The organism is Paenibacillus sp. FSL R7-0216 (genome assembly GCF_037969915.1).
GTDB classification, from domain to species: Bacteria; Bacillota; Bacilli; order Paenibacillales; family Paenibacillaceae; genus Fontibacillus; species Fontibacillus rhizolycopersici.
Window position 1 is genome coordinate 160,001 of record NZ_CP150222.1, and the last position, 14,913, is coordinate 174,913.

11 protein-coding genes, 8 tRNA genes and 1 rRNA gene (1 of these 20 running past the window's edge) are annotated in these 14,913 nt (G+C 51.9%); 18 read left to right on the top strand and 2 right to left on the bottom strand.

The annotated features are described in order from the left end of the window. From MKZ15_RS00740 to MKZ15_RS00810, 15 genes are all read left to right on the top strand, one after another. Nucleotides 1–2,223 (top strand): 23S ribosomal RNA (locus MKZ15_RS00740) (it extends 704 nt beyond the left edge of the window). A 64-nt stretch (nt 2,224–2,287) separates the two neighbouring features. Next, nucleotides 2,288–2,379, top strand: a tRNA-Ser gene (locus MKZ15_RS00745). Nucleotides 2,380–2,399: 20 nt separating this feature from the next. After that, nucleotides 2,400–2,476, top strand: a tRNA-Met gene (locus MKZ15_RS00750). Between the two features lie 9 nt (nt 2,477–2,485). After that, nucleotides 2,486–2,561: transfer RNA gene (locus MKZ15_RS00755), tRNA-Val, on the top strand. Between the two features lie 37 nt (nt 2,562–2,598). Further along, a tRNA-Thr gene (locus MKZ15_RS00760) sits at nt 2,599–2,674 on the top strand. A gap of 12 nt (nt 2,675–2,686) precedes the next feature. After that, a tRNA-Asp gene (locus MKZ15_RS00765) sits at nt 2,687–2,763 on the top strand. Between the two features lie 83 nt (nt 2,764–2,846). Next, nucleotides 2,847–2,919: transfer RNA gene (locus tag MKZ15_RS00770), tRNA-Phe, on the top strand. Nucleotides 2,920–2,970: 51 nt separating this feature from the next. After that, nucleotides 2,971–3,056 (top strand) — tRNA-Tyr (locus tag MKZ15_RS00775). A gap of 8 nt (nt 3,057–3,064) precedes the next feature. Further along, nucleotides 3,065–3,137: transfer RNA gene (locus MKZ15_RS00780), tRNA-Lys, on the top strand. Between the two features lie 81 nt (nt 3,138–3,218). Continuing rightward, a complete protein-coding gene (locus MKZ15_RS00785; protein WP_193417307.1) occupies nt 3,219–4,364 on the top strand; it encodes a helix-turn-helix domain-containing protein in 1,146 nt (381 codons plus the stop codon). A gap of 127 nt (nt 4,365–4,491) precedes the next feature. After that, nucleotides 4,492–5,613, top strand: coding sequence for a sn-glycerol-3-phosphate ABC transporter ATP-binding protein UgpC (gene ugpC / locus MKZ15_RS00790; RefSeq protein ID WP_339819044.1), 1,122 nt, complete (start codon nt 4,492–4,494; stop codon nt 5,611–5,613). A gap of 255 nt (nt 5,614–5,868) precedes the next feature. Then, nucleotides 5,869–6,810: an HPr(Ser) kinase/phosphatase gene (gene hprK / locus MKZ15_RS00795; protein ID WP_155606902.1), complete on the top strand. Its 942-nt coding sequence runs from the start codon at nt 5,869–5,871 to the stop codon at nt 6,808–6,810. Nucleotides 6,811–6,821: 11 nt separating this feature from the next. Then, nucleotides 6,822–7,859: a prolipoprotein diacylglyceryl transferase gene (lgt, locus tag MKZ15_RS00800; RefSeq protein WP_339819048.1), complete on the top strand. Its 1,038-nt coding sequence runs from the start codon at nt 6,822–6,824 to the stop codon at nt 7,857–7,859. Nucleotides 7,860–7,866: 7 nt separating this feature from the next. Beyond that, the gene (gene ppaX / locus MKZ15_RS00805; protein WP_339819050.1) at nt 7,867–8,520 is read left to right on the top strand and encodes a pyrophosphatase PpaX; all 654 of its coding nucleotides are present in this window, start codon (nt 7,867–7,869) and stop codon (nt 8,518–8,520) included. Beyond that, on the top strand, nt 8,517–9,008 hold the full coding sequence (locus MKZ15_RS00810) for an acyltransferase (RefSeq protein ID WP_193417304.1): 492 nt from the start codon (nt 8,517–8,519) through the stop codon (nt 9,006–9,008). Before ppaX ends, MKZ15_RS00810 begins: the two co-directional genes overlap by 4 nt. 403 nt (nt 9,009–9,411) lie before the next feature. Here MKZ15_RS00810 and MKZ15_RS00815 read toward each other — a convergent pair whose 3' ends face one another. Together MKZ15_RS00815 and MKZ15_RS00820 are read right to left on the bottom strand one after the other, a co-directional pair. Further along, complete coding sequence (locus tag MKZ15_RS00815; RefSeq protein WP_339819054.1) at nt 9,412–10,809, bottom strand: DUF4179 domain-containing protein; 1,398 nt, start codon at nt 10,807–10,809, stop codon at nt 9,412–9,414. Continuing rightward, a complete protein-coding gene (locus MKZ15_RS00820) occupies nt 10,802–11,326 on the bottom strand; it encodes a sigma-70 family RNA polymerase sigma factor (protein WP_339819056.1) in 525 nt (174 codons plus the stop codon). Before MKZ15_RS00820 ends, MKZ15_RS00815 begins: the two co-directional genes overlap by 8 nt. Nucleotides 11,327–11,542: 216 nt before the next feature. Between MKZ15_RS00820 and MKZ15_RS00825 the strand changes: the two genes are divergently transcribed. The 3 genes from MKZ15_RS00825 (at nt 11,543) to hisG (ending at nt 14,888) form a co-directional block, all read left to right on the top strand. Further along, nucleotides 11,543–12,760 (top strand): acyltransferase, encoded by a 1,218-nt coding sequence (locus MKZ15_RS00825; RefSeq protein WP_339819058.1) that lies wholly within the window; start codon nt 11,543–11,545, stop codon nt 12,758–12,760. Between the two features lie 244 nt (nt 12,761–13,004). Further along, nucleotides 13,005–14,204: an ATP phosphoribosyltransferase regulatory subunit gene (locus MKZ15_RS00830; protein WP_339819060.1), complete on the top strand. Its 1,200-nt coding sequence runs from the start codon at nt 13,005–13,007 to the stop codon at nt 14,202–14,204. Between the two features lie 39 nt (nt 14,205–14,243). After that, complete coding sequence (hisG, locus tag MKZ15_RS00835) at nt 14,244–14,888, top strand: ATP phosphoribosyltransferase (RefSeq protein ID WP_213623030.1); 645 nt, start codon at nt 14,244–14,246, stop codon at nt 14,886–14,888. Nucleotides 14,889–14,913 lie beyond the last annotated feature (25 nt).

A 14,913-nucleotide genomic window follows, 5' to 3' on the forward strand; every position in this document is an offset into this window, starting at 1 on the left:
GTTTGTAGGCGTAGACCCGAAACCGTGTGATCTACCCCTGTCCAGGGTGAAGGTGCGGTAACACGCACTGGAGGCCCGAACCCACGTACGTTGAAAAGTGCGGGGATGAGGTGGGGGTAGCGGAGAAATTCCAATCGAACTCGGAGATAGCTGGTTCTCCCCGAAATAGCTTTAGGGCTAGCCTCGGTGGGATAGTCGTGGAGGTAGAGCACTGATTGGGTGCGGGGCCCGCCAAGGGTTACCAAGCTCAGTCAAACTCCGAATGCCACAGACTGATTAACCGGGAGTCAGACAGTGAGTGCTAAGATCCATTGTCAAAAGGGAAACAGCCCAGACCATCAGCTAAGGTCCCCAAGTGTGTGTTAAGTGGGAAAGGATGTGGAGTTGCACAGACAACCAGGATGTTGGCTTAGAAGCAGCCACCATTTAAAGAGTGCGTAATAGCTCACTGGTCGAGTGACTCTGCGCCGAAAATGTAACGGGGCTAAACACACCACCGAAGCTATGGCTAGATGCTTTGCATCTGGGGTAGGGGAGCGTTGTATGTAGGTAGAAGGTGTACCGTAAGGAGCGCTGGACAGCATACAAGTGAGAATGCCGGTATGAGTAACGAAAAGATCAGTGAGAATCTGATCCGCCGAAAGCCTAAGGGTTCCTGAGGAAGGTTCGTCCGCTCAGGGTAAGTCGGGACCTAAGGCGAGGCCGAAAGGCGTAGTCGAAGGACAACAGGTTGAAATTCCTGTACCACCGTAATCCGTTATGAGCGATGGGGTGACGCAGTAGGGTAGTGACGCGAGCTGATGGATGCTCGTCCAAGCAGTGAGGCTGGTGTGTAGGCAAATCCGCACACCGTAAGGCTGGGCTGTGATGGGGAGGGAAAATTATAGTACCGAAGGTCATGATCTCACACTGCCAAGAAAAGCCTCTAGTCAGGAGAAGGTGCCCGTACCGCAAACCGACACAGGTAGGCGAGAAGAGAATTCTAAGGCGCGCGGAAGAACTCTCGTTAAGGAACTCGGCAAAATGACCCCGTAACTTCGGGAGAAGGGGTGCCCCGGTAGAGTGAATAGCTCGAGGGGGCCGCAGTGAAAAGGCCCAAGCGACTGTTTAGCAAAAACACAGGTCTGTGCGAAGCCGCAAGGCGAAGTATACGGGCTGACGCCTGCCCGGTGCTGGAAGGTTAAGGGGAGTGGTTAGGGGTAACCCGAAGCTATGAACCGAAGCCCCAGTAAACGGCGGCCGTAACTATAACGGTCCTAAGGTAGCGAAATTCCTTGTCAGGTAAATTCTGACCCGCACGAATGGCGTAACGACTTGGGCGCTGTCTCAACGAGAGATCCGGTGAAATTTTAATACCTGTGAAGATGCAGGTTACCCGCGACAAGACGGAAAGACCCCATGGAGCTTTACTGCAGCTTGATATTGGACTTTGATACGATTTGTACAGGATAGGTGGGAGCCTAGGAAGCCGGAGCGCCAGCTTCGGTGGAGGCGCCGTTGGGATACCACCCTGATCGTATCGGAGTTCTAACCTGGTACCGTGATCCGGTACGGGGACAGTGTCAGGTGGGCAGTTTGACTGGGGCGGTCGCCTCCTAAAGAGTAACGGAGGCGCCCCAAGGTTCCCTCAGAATGGTTGGAAATCATTCGAAGAGTGCAAAGGCAAAAGGGAGCTTGACTGCGAGACTGACAAGTCGAGCAGGGACGAAAGTCGGGCTTAGTGATCCGGTGGTACCGCATGGAAGGGCCATCGCTCAACGGATAAAAGCTACCCTGGGGATAACAGGCTTATCTCCCCCAAGAGTCCACATCGACGGGGAGGTTTGGCACCTCGATGTCGGCTCATCGCATCCTGGGGCTGAAGTAGGTCCCAAGGGTTGGGCTGTTCGCCCATTAAAGCGGTACGCGAGCTGGGTTCAGAACGTCGTGAGACAGTTCGGTCCCTATCTGTCGTGGGCGCAGGAAATTTGAGAGGAGCTGTCCTTAGTACGAGAGGACCGGGATGGACGCACCGCTGGTGCACCAGTTGTTCCGCCAGGAGCATAGCTGGGTAGCTAAGTGCGGACGGGATAAGCGCTGAAAGCATCTAAGCGTGAAGCCCCCCTCAAGATGAGATTTCCCAATTAGTAAGACCCCTTGAAGACGACGAGGTTGATAGGCCTGAGGTGGAAGTGCAGCAATGTATGGAGCTGACAGGTACTAATCGGTCGAGGGCTTATCCAAAAATCTAACACGCAAATACGTTTCGTATCCAGTTTTCAAGGATTAAACCTTGAATTTATGGCTTGGAGAGATACCCAAGTGGCTATAAGGGGACCCTCTGCTAAGGGGTTAGACTGCGTAAGCGGTGCGAGGGTTCGAATCCCTCTCTCTCCGCCATTTGTACAAGCTTATATTGTGGCGGCGTAGCTCAGCTGGCTAGAGCGTACGGTTCATACCCGTGAGGTCGGGGGTTCGATCCCCTCCGCCGCTACCATAACATCTCGGAGGCTTAGCTCAGCTGGGAGAGCATCTGCCTTACAAGCAGAGGGTCGGGGGTTCGATCCCCTCAGCCTCCACCATCATCGACACCTTGCAAACAAATCATTTTTACACCGTGCCGGTGTAGCTCAACTGGTAGAGCAACTGACTTGTAATCAGTAGGTTGGGGGTTCAAGTCCTCTCGCCGGCACCATTTACTTCACGCGGAGCCGTGGTGTAGAGGCCTAACATGCCTGCCTGTCACGCAGGAGACCGCGGGTTCGAATCCCGTCGGCTCCGCCATTTATTTAAATATTTCCACCGTAAAGTGGGAAAGTGACCAACTTCACCGCTTTATTTTTTTGGAAATTTTCTGTAAAACCTATGGCTCGGTAGCTCAGTCGGTAGAGCAGAGGACTGAAAATCCTCGTGTCGGCGGTTCGATTCCGTCCCGAGCCACTTTTATGCTCCTACATTATTTTCGGGTAATTCGGGTAGCATAATTCATATGGAGGCTTAGCGAAGTGGCCAAACGCAGCAGACTGTAAATCTGTTCTCTGACGAGTTCGGTGGTTCGAATCCATCAGCCTCCACCAGTTTTTATGAGCCATTAGCTCAGTTGGTAGAGCACCTGACTTTTAATCAGGGTGTCGAAGGTTCGAGTCCTTCATGGCTCATATCCAAAGCCGTTGACCTTAGGGTTGACGGCTTTTTTGCGCTAAAGCGGGATTTACGTTTACACCAGCGGGTATGATAAAATGAATTTAATCAACACTAAAATGCATGGAGAGAAAGGCAACGCTATGGAAATCAAATGGCTGATACAGCAAGTGGAGAGCGTTATCGGTACGTCATTATCGGAGAGCGTGTGGCAATTACAGGCCTGGAACGACGCCATTCCGAATTCAGATGGCCGGAGTTCCGGTCCTTTTCGTATCGAGCATCGGTGGGTATGGCTCGTGGAACGCCAGCAAGGAAACGTTCGCGTGCTTGAGACGGAGCTTTCCCAGGTAACCGAGGCGGAGGCGCAACTCATTCAATTGCTTTTGTCCGCGGCTCGAGAATCGTCTCATATGATACCAAGCCCGAAGCGAGACGATGAGACACGCAGCATCCAACTAGGGGAATGGTTGCAGGAGCGTATAGAGTTGGGAGAACTGAACCAGCCGCTTCCCGAGCATTATTCCATGAAGCCGAAGCTGAAGGGACGAATGCTGCCCTTTTTGCTGAATTGGGAGAGTTCGGGGCAAGGTCAGGCCCTTTCTTTTTCGAAACTGAACAAGCTCTTGAAGAGTTATTTCGGCGGTGAAGTGATCTTAATCCCGCTGAAAGAGGATTGGCTGATCCTGCTGGCCGAAGAGCTGTTTATGAGCTTGCGGGAAGAGAGCGAAGAAGCGGCGGAGACAGAACGAGACCTGCTGGGCGCGCTTTGCCAAGGGCTATACGAGCTCGTAACCAACGAATGGGTCGGGGGATTTCATCTGACGGTAGGGGGCACATTAATCGGGGAGACAGAGTTGGCATCCGCCACGTTGTTCTTGCGTCAGACGCTGGCCCTCGGTCGAGTGTTTAATATTACCGATCAAATCCACTTGCCTTGGGAGCTGAAGTTGGAGAGGCTCGTATACAGTATCCCGGAGGAGCAACGCCGTCAGTTCACCCTGGAGCTTGGGGACCGTGCCGGCCTGTTGCAAGACGAGGAGACGTTGACGACGCTGGAGACGTTTTTTGCGTTGGACTGTAATGTTAGCGAAACCGCCAAACGGCTTTATATTCACCGGAATACCTTATTATATCGGATTGATAAATTCAAACAGGAGACCGGACTGGATGTGCGGACGTTTAACGACGCTGTTTTGGTCAAGCTGGAGCTCTTATTGTATAAAGTGACGAAAAGGCCATGAGTTTTTTGTGCAGTTTGTGGATGGATGGGTGAACTCCTATCGACTAATATATAAATATAAAATGTATCCGATTTCATAAAGGTCATAGAACCCTTACCACCAAATTTACTTATGGGAGGCCAAACACATGGCAGGCGTACGCTTAGAACACATTTTCAAAAAATACCCGGGTGCTGCAAAAGCAACCGTAGAAGACATCAACCTTGATATTGCGGATAAAGAATTCCTCGTACTGGTAGGTCCATCTGGTTGCGGTAAATCCACAACTCTTCGGATGATCGCTGGTTTGGAAGAAATTACTGAAGGTAAATTGTACATCGGCGACCGCGTCGTGAACGACGTTGCTCCGAAAGACCGCGACATCGCGATGGTATTCCAATCCTACGCGTTGTATCCGCACATGAACGTTTATCAAAACATGGCGTTTGGTTTGAAATTGCGTAAAGTGAAGAAAGACGAAATCGACCAACGCGTTCGCGAAGCTGCAAAGATCCTCGACATCGAGCATTTGCTGGATCGCAAACCTAAAGCTCTTTCCGGTGGTCAACGTCAACGGGTTGCCTTGGGCCGCGCGATTGTCCGCGATCCTCAAGTGTTCCTGATGGACGAACCGCTTTCCAACTTGGATGCTAAACTGCGCGGTCAAATGCGCGCGGAAATCACGAAACTGGTTAAACGTTTGGAAACCACTTGCATCTACGTAACCCATGACCAAATCGAAGCTATGACGATGGGTGACCGCATCGTGGTTATGCACGACGGTATCATCCAACAAGCTGCTTCTCCAGAAGAGCTGTACAACCAACCGGGCAACATCTTCGTTGCTGGCTTTATTGGTTCCCCTACGATGAACTTCGTAAACGGTACTCTGGCAGAAGAAGCCGGTACAGTTCGTTTCAAAGCGAGCAACATGGACGTTGTTGTGCCTCAAGGTAAAGCAACCGTTCTGAAAGAAAAAGGCTACATCGGCAAAGAAGTCATCATGGGTATTCGTCCTGAGGACATCCATGAAGAGCCAGTATTCCTGGAAGCTTCGCCGCAAACTGCATTCACCGCTAACGTGTACCTGACGGAAAACCTGGGTCACGAAATGCAATTGTACCTGAACGGTGCTGGCGGCGACGGCCTGATCGCTCGCGTAGACGGCCGCTCCAACACGCGTGAAGGTGACAATGTTAAACTGGCGATCGATATGAACAAAATTCATATCTTCGACAAAGAAACAGAACGCAACGTATTCTTCGGCTAAACCGTTAAGCGTTGAAGAAACCGCCCTTCGGGGCGGTTTTTTTGTTAAGCGGGAGGATTGACAGCTCCGAAACATGGAACCCGGGGCTGCTCCCGGGGCAATGATTGATTTACGTGACAATTTCCTTTACGATGAATACATTGAGTGATCCTGTAACAAGATGAATGAATGCCGTAATGGCAGCTTATATTGGAGCCGGAGCTTGTTGAGACGAGGAACCCGTTGGGGATGCCGGCAGGGGAAAGGAAGAGCACCATGGCTAAAAAAGTGAAAGTATCCGAATTGGTTAACCAGTTCGGGCTCGAGGTGGTTTCCGGAGAGCAGGGCTTAAAGCGTGCGATCACGGTGGATGATCTGTATCGTCCGGGTCTGGAAATGGCCGGCTATTTTGAATACCATCCGCCGGAGCGCGTTCAGATCTTAGGGAAGACGGAGTTGGCTTTCTTTGAGATGCTTCCGGAGAAAGAGCGCAGAGATCGTATGGAGCGTTTATGCAGCAGTGAGGAAACTCCCTGCATTATCGTCACTCGGTCTTGGAATGTGCCGGAAGAATTAATTGAAATCAGTTCGGAGAAGCAAATCCCGGTTCTTCGCAGCAGCATGGCCACAACCATACTCTCGAGCCGGATCACGAGTTTTCTAGAACGGAAGCTGGCGCCAACGGCGACCATTCACGGGGTTCTCGTCGATGTTTATGGAGTAGGGATGCTGATTACGGGCAGCAGCGGTATCGGGAAGAGCGAAACTGCACTTGAGCTGGTGAAGCGCGGTCACCGTCTGATTGCGGACGATGCCGTAGAAATCCGGCAAACCTCGGACAATCAATTGCATGGTTCGGCACCCGAACTGATCCGTCACCTGTTGGAAATCCGCGGTGTCGGGATTATCAATGTCATGACGTTGTTTGGCGCCGGGGCGATCCGTAACAATAAGCGGATTACGCTGGTGGTCAGATTGGAAGCTTGGCAGCAGGAGAAGCAATATGATCGGTTGGGGCTGGATGAGGAGACGACGCGAATCATCGATACCGATGTACCGCTGGCCACGATTCCCGTACGCCCGGGGCGGAACTTGGCTGTTATCATCGAGGTGGCTGCGATGAACTTCCGTTTGAAGCGGATGGGGTATAACGCCGCGCTGCAGTTTACGACAAAACTGACCGAAACGATTGCGGAAGATATCGACGATTTGGATTAGGAGCGTGAACGATGGGCACTTTGTTATTGGACCCGATCGCATTTTCCATCGGGGGCTTGAAAGTACACTGGTATGGGCTGATTTTAGGAAGCGCTGCATTGGTTGGCCTTCTGCTAGCGGTATGGGAAGGGAAGCGATTCCGCATTCCCCAGGAATTCTTTATGGACTTGCTGTTGCTGGGGGTGCCGTCGGCAATTATTGCCGCGCGGATTTATTACGTCGCATTTATGTGGGACGATTACAAAAATAACTTCTGGGATGTCTTTAAGATCTGGAACGGCGGTATCGCGATTTACGGAGCGCTCATCGGTGCGATTATTTGCGCGGTGATCTTTGTTCGGCGCCGTGGATATAATTTCTGGAGAATTGCTGATATTTGTGCTCCTGGGCTTATTATCGGGCAAATGATCGGGCGTTGGGGGAACTTTGTCAATCAGGAAGCTTATGGCGGCCCGACGACCGAAGAATTTTTGCGAAATAGCCTGCACCTGCCGTCGTTTATCGTAAATCAAATGAATGTGCAGGGGACGTTCCATCACCCTACGTTTTTATATGAATCGTTATGGAACCTGGTGGGATTGATCTTGCTTCTCATCTTGCGCAGACAGAAGTTTCTGCGGTCTGGTGAATTGTTTGCGTCGTATTTCATTTGGTATTCGATCGGACGGTTCTTCATTGAAGCGCTGCGGACCGACAGCCTGGCTTTCCAAGGGGCTGCTTGGCTCGCTTCGTTCGTGAACGGGCTGTGGTCGCCGATGACCTGGTTCGGCTTTGAGTTGGGCTATCTGGCCCCGTCTTACGGTAACGTCCGTATTTCGCAACTGCTCGCCATTGGGATTGTGATTGCCGCTGTTATTTTCATTATTGTGCGACGCCGTACGGTAAGTGATTTGCCGTACTACAGCGATCCGATTATTTCCACGAAGGTAGCCGCTGTGGAGGTGCCAGGAGCAGTTGGAAATGTCGAACCGGTGAAGGTGGAGCCGGCCAAGACGACGGAGACGACAACGGAGGAACAACCGGAAGTTCCGGAAGAGAAGAAGGAGTAGCGACTGCATGATAGACACCGTGTTATTTGATTTAGACGGAACGATCATTAATACCAACGAACTGATTATTACGACATTTGAGCATGTCATTGAGAAGAACGGCTTGAAGCCCCATACCCGGGAAGAAATGATCCCACATATGGGGATGACGCTGGAGCATCAACTGCAGATTTTCTCGGGTAGGCAGGACGTCGCCGATCTGGTGGCGGATTACCGGAAATACAATCGGGAACGTCATGATGAACTGATCCGTGACTTTCCGCATGTGAAGGAAGTGATCTCAAGGCTGCACGAACGGGGGATCACGATGGGCATCGTCACGACAAAGATCAAGGAAACGACGCTGCTCGCCTTGAATATGTTCGGGTTCAAACCGTATATGAAGGCAATCGTAACGGTGGAGGACGTGAAGCATCCCAAGCCGCATCCCGAACCGATTCTGACGGCGCTGCGCGAGTTGAACGCCGATCCAGCGCGAACGCTGATGGTCGGTGACAGTGCGGCAGATCTGCAATGTGCGAAGGCTGCCGGCGTGCAGGCTGCCGGTGTGGCTTGGTCTTTGAAAGGCGAAGCGGTGCTGCGTAAGTATGATCCTGACTACATCCTCCAGGATATGACCGATCTTTACGGTATCTTAGGTTGGGAGCCGGTGAAGTCGTGAGACAAGTCAAACGGTATCCGGTCGAAGGGCCTAACGCGCTTTGGCAGCTATACCGAACGGTAAGCCCGTGGAAGGGCGTCCGCAATTTTATTTTTATCCAAATTGCCCGGTACTGCCCGATTCTTTCCGTTAAGAATGCGATTTATCGACGGGTTTTGGGTATGAAGGTCGGCGAGCATACGGCGTTTGGGCTAATGGTGATGGTTGACGTATTTTTTCCGGAGTTGATAACCGTCGGGCGTAACTCGGTGATCGGTTACAACACAACGATCCTGGCCCATGAGTACCTGATCAAGGAATACCGATTGGGTGAGGTAAGGATTGGCGACGAGGTAATGATTGGGGCGAACAGCACCATTCTCCCTGGCGTCACGATCGGGGACGGCGCAGTTGTCGCGGCCGGATCAGTGGTACATAAAGACGTGGCTCCGGGCACCTTTGTCGGCGGTAATCCGCTGCGGGTGCTGGAGCGGAAGAGCCCTAGTTAATGCACGCATGACCTAGGGAGCTCGAAGTGGCAGTAAGACTCGGCTAGTCAGGTTGCATGGAGGAGTAACTCGATCTCGATGTATCTTAACGAGCGAGACACATATGCCTGGTGCGCTAACGCTGATCAGGAACGCTATTTTGGTAAATGCGCTAACGCTGATCAGGAACGCTATTGTGACCAATTCGGCGCTGTTGAGATTCTAACGACGCTGTGCAACGCTATTTCGAGGAAAACACCTGATTACGGCAGAAAATAGAGACAATAAGCATTGTGGTCAGCGTTAGAATTGCAAAACGGTGATTTTGGCGGATATAAGCATTGTGGCAAGCGTTAGAAGTTAAGCTGAATTAAAAAAGCGGCCTCGAACCGGCGACTTGCCGATCGGGACCGCTTTTTGCGTATTATTTGAGTGGGATCTTGAATTGTTGGGGTTTGTAGTCCAAGGTTTCCGTTAGCGTGAAGTTCAGCGGTTGGGAATATTGACGCGACTCCAGTTTGAAACTGATCGTCTCCACGTCGTCATCAAGACGATACGAGGGGAAGTCATTTTCGCTCAGAATTCGATAGGTGTTCCCTTTATCGTCCGTAAAGTGATCCTCAACGCGGTATGGCATCGCTATCTTGGATTCAGCACTTTGATGCATATACAAGCGTATCTCGATCGATTGTTTACCGGGAACGACTTCAATCATCTCTACGGCCGGGTTTGGAGCAATGAGTTGGTTCTTGTCTGTATCAACCGCGAGATTCAGTGTCCTTGAAACTGGGGTTCCAAAACCGTCGATTTGGAGCGTGACTTCGTTCCAATCCGTGTAATAAAGGCTTTCAAAATCAATCCCAGAGAGATAAGGCGTCGAGGTCTTCCCGTTCCCGTAATCGTAAATGATGCCTCTAGATTTCGTGTATCGCCAAAATTGATCCTCCCCGTGCTCGCCCAGATACAGCTTGGCCTCAAGGTAATCCGTCATGGGTTTATCCACGATTTTCTGCGGCTTGAACAGGAGCGTCGTGCTCAGCGGCCGCAGGACGATTTGGTCCACTGTCAATGGCTTGCCGTATAGGATTGCGGTTTGATTCACGGAAAGGGTCTTCTTCAAATTGGCATAAGGACGACTGCTCCATCCGAAGCGGATTTTGGCAAGAGCATCCCCATTGATGGCTTTGGAATCTATAGCAAAGCCAGCTTGAGTCGGCGCATCTTGATCAAAGGTGATCTTAAAGAAGCTATGTTTAACATCCTTAGAATCAACAAATGATGTACCGCTTTGTCTAGGAAGGTTGATAAATATATCCCCATCCTTATCGATCAGATAGCCATAAAGGTTATCAACGGCTTTCACATCCTCAGAATTGACCATCGAATAAAATACCACCACCGTCCGCCCATCGGCCAGTACACCGTCGACGGTGACCTTCGTTCCGGCCACTTCTGTCGACTTGTTGATTGGCTGGTATAAGCCATGTTCGGCGGCTCGCTCCATCTCGGAGGTCATCAAGGATGAGACATAGCTTGGAATGACTTTATTCGGACTGGCTGTTGTGGAAAATAAGAATGAGCCAACAAACGGGCTCCCACTTGGCCAAACGAACAGCAACAACAGGCACACGGCCAGCGTCCCTGCTGCTCCGGCTGTCCAGGCCAGACCCCGGCGTAGCTGCCATTTGCCGCGTAGGCTTCTTCCCTGTTCCAAGCCGCGCCGGATCGCCGCGTCCAGTTGCTCGTTTCCGATCTGCTTCTCGGCCAACCGAACCCCGTCAAAATAACGAGCCAATCGCTGATTTTCCTCCCGATCAACCATAATACAATTCACCTCCCACATCCATATGGCGGCGTAGCTGCTTCAGGCCCTGATGCAGCCAGGTCTTGACGGTCCCCTCCGGACAGTCCAGCACCCGGGCGATCTCCGCCAGGGTCATGTCTTGATAATACTTCAGCGTCAATACATGACGGTATTTGGGCTTGAGCCGATCCAATGCCGAATCTAGATCCATTTTGAATACGCTGACCATTTCTCCAGTTGCCTGCACCGTTTCCGCCACGTATGGAAGAACCCTTTTCCGCCGTTTGAGCTCATCGATGCAGCAGTTGATCAAGATCCGGATCAGCCAAGGAATGAAGGCCTCAGGATCCTTTAGGCGCCGGCATTTGATCCAAGCCTTGCACACCGTTTCCTGAATCGCCTCCAAGGCGTCCGCTTCGTTGCGCAGATAGCTGTAGGCGATGCCGTAGAGCTTTCGCCGATGGATGGATATCAACTGGTAAAAGGCTTGTTCGTCTCCGCTGCAGGCAGCGGCAGCCCATTCTCTCTCTTCCAATTCGGGCCCCTTCCTTCCCATATGAAATGCAGCGAACAGGGATTACCGGCCGGTAATTTCATTCCCTGTATTAAAGACGGTGAAGAAGGTCAAACGGTTTTACGATGGACCAACTTCTGGTATAGTGAAATGAGCACTCGATAGAAACTTTTGCCAAAAACGGGCGTCTAGTACATAAATAAGGCTTCTTCTTAATTATGAATAGGGGTTGGTTGAGTGAGCAAGGTGGTCAAAGAGCGTTTGCCGCAGCTGGACATCTTTCGGGCATTAGCCATCATCAGCGTGATCCAGGTACATGCTTCCTCGTTCGCGGCGGCGGAACAAGCGTTGAATTCACCGGTCTACTACTTTTATAATTGGATGAATATTTTTTTCAAAATCGGAACCCCGTCGTTTATCTTCCTCAGCAGTTTCGTGCTCTTCTACAATTACTACGATCAGCCGATCAGTCGCAAGTTGGTGGGCAAGTTCTACAAGAAACGCCTAACTTATATCCTCTTGCCATATGTATTGGTCTCCTGCTGTTATTTTCTGCTTGTGGCGTTCTACCGCCATGATTTCATCAATAATTCCAAGATGTACGAGCTAAAGTCGCTGGGGACGGCGCTGCTGACCGGCACGGCCTACACCCATCTCTATTTCGTGTTTATCAGCATTCAGTTTTATCTGTTGTTTCCGCTCTTCTTGTGGTTATTTCAATCCTTTCGCAATCACCGCGTGCTGCTCGCTCTGATTCTCCCCTGCGGTCTCGCGCTGCAATGGGGATTCGTGTTCTTGAACAAATACGAGCTGCAGTTGCCGAATAAAGCAAGCTTCGCGATTTCTTATATGGGTTATTACATGCTTGGTGCAGTATTGGCCATCTATTTTGGCAAAATCAAAGTCTGGCTCACGATGGAATGGAAAGCGCTGCCGAAGCTCCAAAAGGGATGGACGGCTGCTTTATGGATGGGATGGCTGGCAATCGCCCTGGTTCATGTCCAGCTCTGGTATTCGTTCCGTCAGGGCCTCAGTTCGCCGAACTCTCTTTGGTTTGAGTTATTATGGAACGTTCACTCCTTATTTTCCGCATTGGTATTAATGAAGGCGGCATTTTATATCCAGCGAAAAGGCTCAGGCTTCTGGACCCGATCGCTAACCCGACTGGGTGAGCTCTCCTTTGGCATCTATTTGTTTCATCCGTTTGTCCTGTTCGTTTATCGGCTTTTCTGGAGCGAACAAAGGCTGCCCGGCGCTGCGTTCGGCTATCTCTTCTATATCGTAGTCGGCTCGTTGGGAGCGTTGTTCTTATCCTGGGTGTTCGTGCAGTTCTGCTTCCGGCGGTTGCCGTTCGCTGCGTGGTTTCTCGGGAATGTGCCGGCTTCCTTGCGCAAAAATAAACCGTCCGGGCGGCGGGAAAGCGGCCAAAGTTCCTCAGTTGGCGTAAATATGTAACTTTGAGCATCCCCTGCCGGTCTGGGTTACCAGACCGGTTTGTTGCGTTTTTTCGGCAAGGAGCAAGGGTTTCGGCACCGGCTTGGGGAATACTTTAGGGAAGGACATAGAGAGGAAGAAGCGATTGACGGTCCAAAAGAAAATATGATAAAATTGGGCTACTCTTTACTTTGGTAGTATGGTAGCACTTTAATATAATAAAGAAAAAATTGATGTATGACAGAAGAACGGTGAGGTGAAACACTTGTCGAAACCAAAAGGCTTTGAAAAACCGGCGGGTGTCCGCGACTATCTGCCTTTTGCCGTGGATAAACTGCGGGCCATCGAACGGCGCGTGCTGGATTGCATGGCCGGTTGGGGTTACCGGCAGATCATGACGCCAACAATGGAATATTACGATACGGTAGGCGTAGCCAGCTCGACGTCGGATCAGAAACTGTTTAAATTGCTGAATAATCGGGGCACCACGATGGTGCTCCGTTCCGATATGACGGCGCCGATCGCCCGTGTCGTCTCTTCTTTGCTCAAAGAAGAACCGCTGCCGCTCCGCTTGTCATATCACGCCAACGTGTTCCGGGCGATTGAGGAAGAGGCGGGACGGGAGGCGGAGTTTTTTCAAACCGGAGTGGAACTGGTCGGAGATGATTCCCCGGATGCGGACGCCGAGGTGATTGCCTTGGCGGTAGCTTCGCTGCAGGCCGCTGGCGTAAAGTCGTTTAAGATCGCCGTCGGGCATGTCGGCTTCCTGAACGGCCTGCTGGAAGATGTGGTTCCAGGCCGTGAAGATATTCAAGAGGCGCTCAAAGACGGGCTGCTGCACCGCGATTACGTCGGTTACCGAGAGACGCTGGCGGAATTATCCCTGTCGCCGCAGCAACGTGACGAGCTGGAGGGAATTCTCCGCTTGCGCGGTGGGAAGGAAATCTGCGGCCAAGCGTTGGAGCTGAGCGGAAATCCGCTCGCCCAAACGTCGATCCGCCATCTCTGCCAGGTGTGGGAGGCGCTGGAGGATTTTGGCGTAGCCGAACATGTGATGATCGACCTCACGATGATCGGGGACTTTTCCTATTATACAGGCATGACGTTTGAAGGATATGCGGCGGAGCTGGGTTTCCCGGTGTGCAGCGGCGGACGGTACGACAATTTGCTGCAGCAGTTCGGCCGCCCCGCGCCGGCGACGGGCTTCTCGCTGAAGACGAATCGGATTCTGGACGGAGTGGGGGGCCTTGCAAGCGAAGCGGAGTTGCCGGACTTGCTGCAGTATGATGCGCCGAACCGGAAGCGGGCGTTCACCGAAGCGGAACGGCTGCGCGGAGAAGGTCGCAGCGTGCTGATGCGCCGTGCCGAGGGTCCGGAGGATTTGCTAAGTGCGCCGGAATCCGCACGAAAGGCAGGACCGCTCGGAGCATCGTACGGCGATATCCTGACGTTTGTTAGCTTTTGACTCAAGGCAAGATAGTGCCTGCAAGGAGGTCGCAATCCATTGAAACAGATCATCAAAGTCGCCATGCCCAAGGGGCGTATTAATAAGAAAGCATCCGCCTTGTTCCGCGAGGCGGGCATTCAGATTCCGGACGATGTGGACGAAACCCGCAAGCTGGTCATTCCACTTCCGGATATCGGCATGGAGTTTATTTTGGCGAAGCCGGTTGACGTGCCGACTTATGTGGAATATGGGGTGGCCGATATCGGCATCGTCGGCAAGGACGTGTTAATGGAGGAGAACCGGGACGTTTACGAGTTACTCGATCTCGGCATTGCTCGCTGCCGCATGTCGGTCATCGCGCTGCCGGATTGGAAACCGGGGATCCAGCAGCGAGTCGCGACGAAATATCCGAACGTGGCATCGCAATTTTTCCGTGAGCATGGGCAACAGGTTGAAGTGATCAAGCTGAACGGCTCGATTGAGCTGGCGCCGTTGATCGGTTTGGCCGATCGGATTGTCGATATGGTTGAAACCGGGCAGACGCTTAAGGAGAACGGGTTGGTCGAGATGGAGAAGATTTTTGACATCACCAGCCGTTTGGTCGCCAACCGCGTCAGCTACCGGATGAAGAACGCCGAGATTCAAGCCGTATGCGATGCGCTGAGCAAGGTGATTCGGCGGGATGAGGTCAAGCAGGCTTAAGGTGCGACGAGAAACGATATATGTG

What these genes read in the sequence shown, in the direction of transcription:
- MKZ15_RS00785 (WP_193417307.1), top strand. Translation starts at nt 3,219, where the DNA reads ATGAATTTAATCAACACTAAAATGCATGGAGAGAAAGGCAACGCTATG.
- ugpC (WP_339819044.1), top strand. Translation starts at nt 4,492, where the DNA reads ATGGCAGGCGTACGCTTAGAACACATTTTCAAAAAATACCCGGGTGCT.
- hprK (WP_155606902.1), top strand. Translation starts at nt 5,869, where the DNA reads ATGGCTAAAAAAGTGAAAGTATCCGAATTGGTTAACCAGTTCGGGCTC.
- lgt (WP_339819048.1), top strand. Translation starts at nt 6,822, where the DNA reads ATGGGCACTTTGTTATTGGACCCGATCGCATTTTCCATCGGGGGCTTG.
- ppaX (WP_339819050.1), top strand. Translation starts at nt 7,867, where the DNA reads ATGATAGACACCGTGTTATTTGATTTAGACGGAACGATCATTAATACC.
- MKZ15_RS00815 (WP_339819054.1), bottom strand. Translation starts at nt 10,809, where the DNA reads ATGGTTGATCGGGAGGAAAATCAGCGATTGGCTCGTTATTTTGACGGG.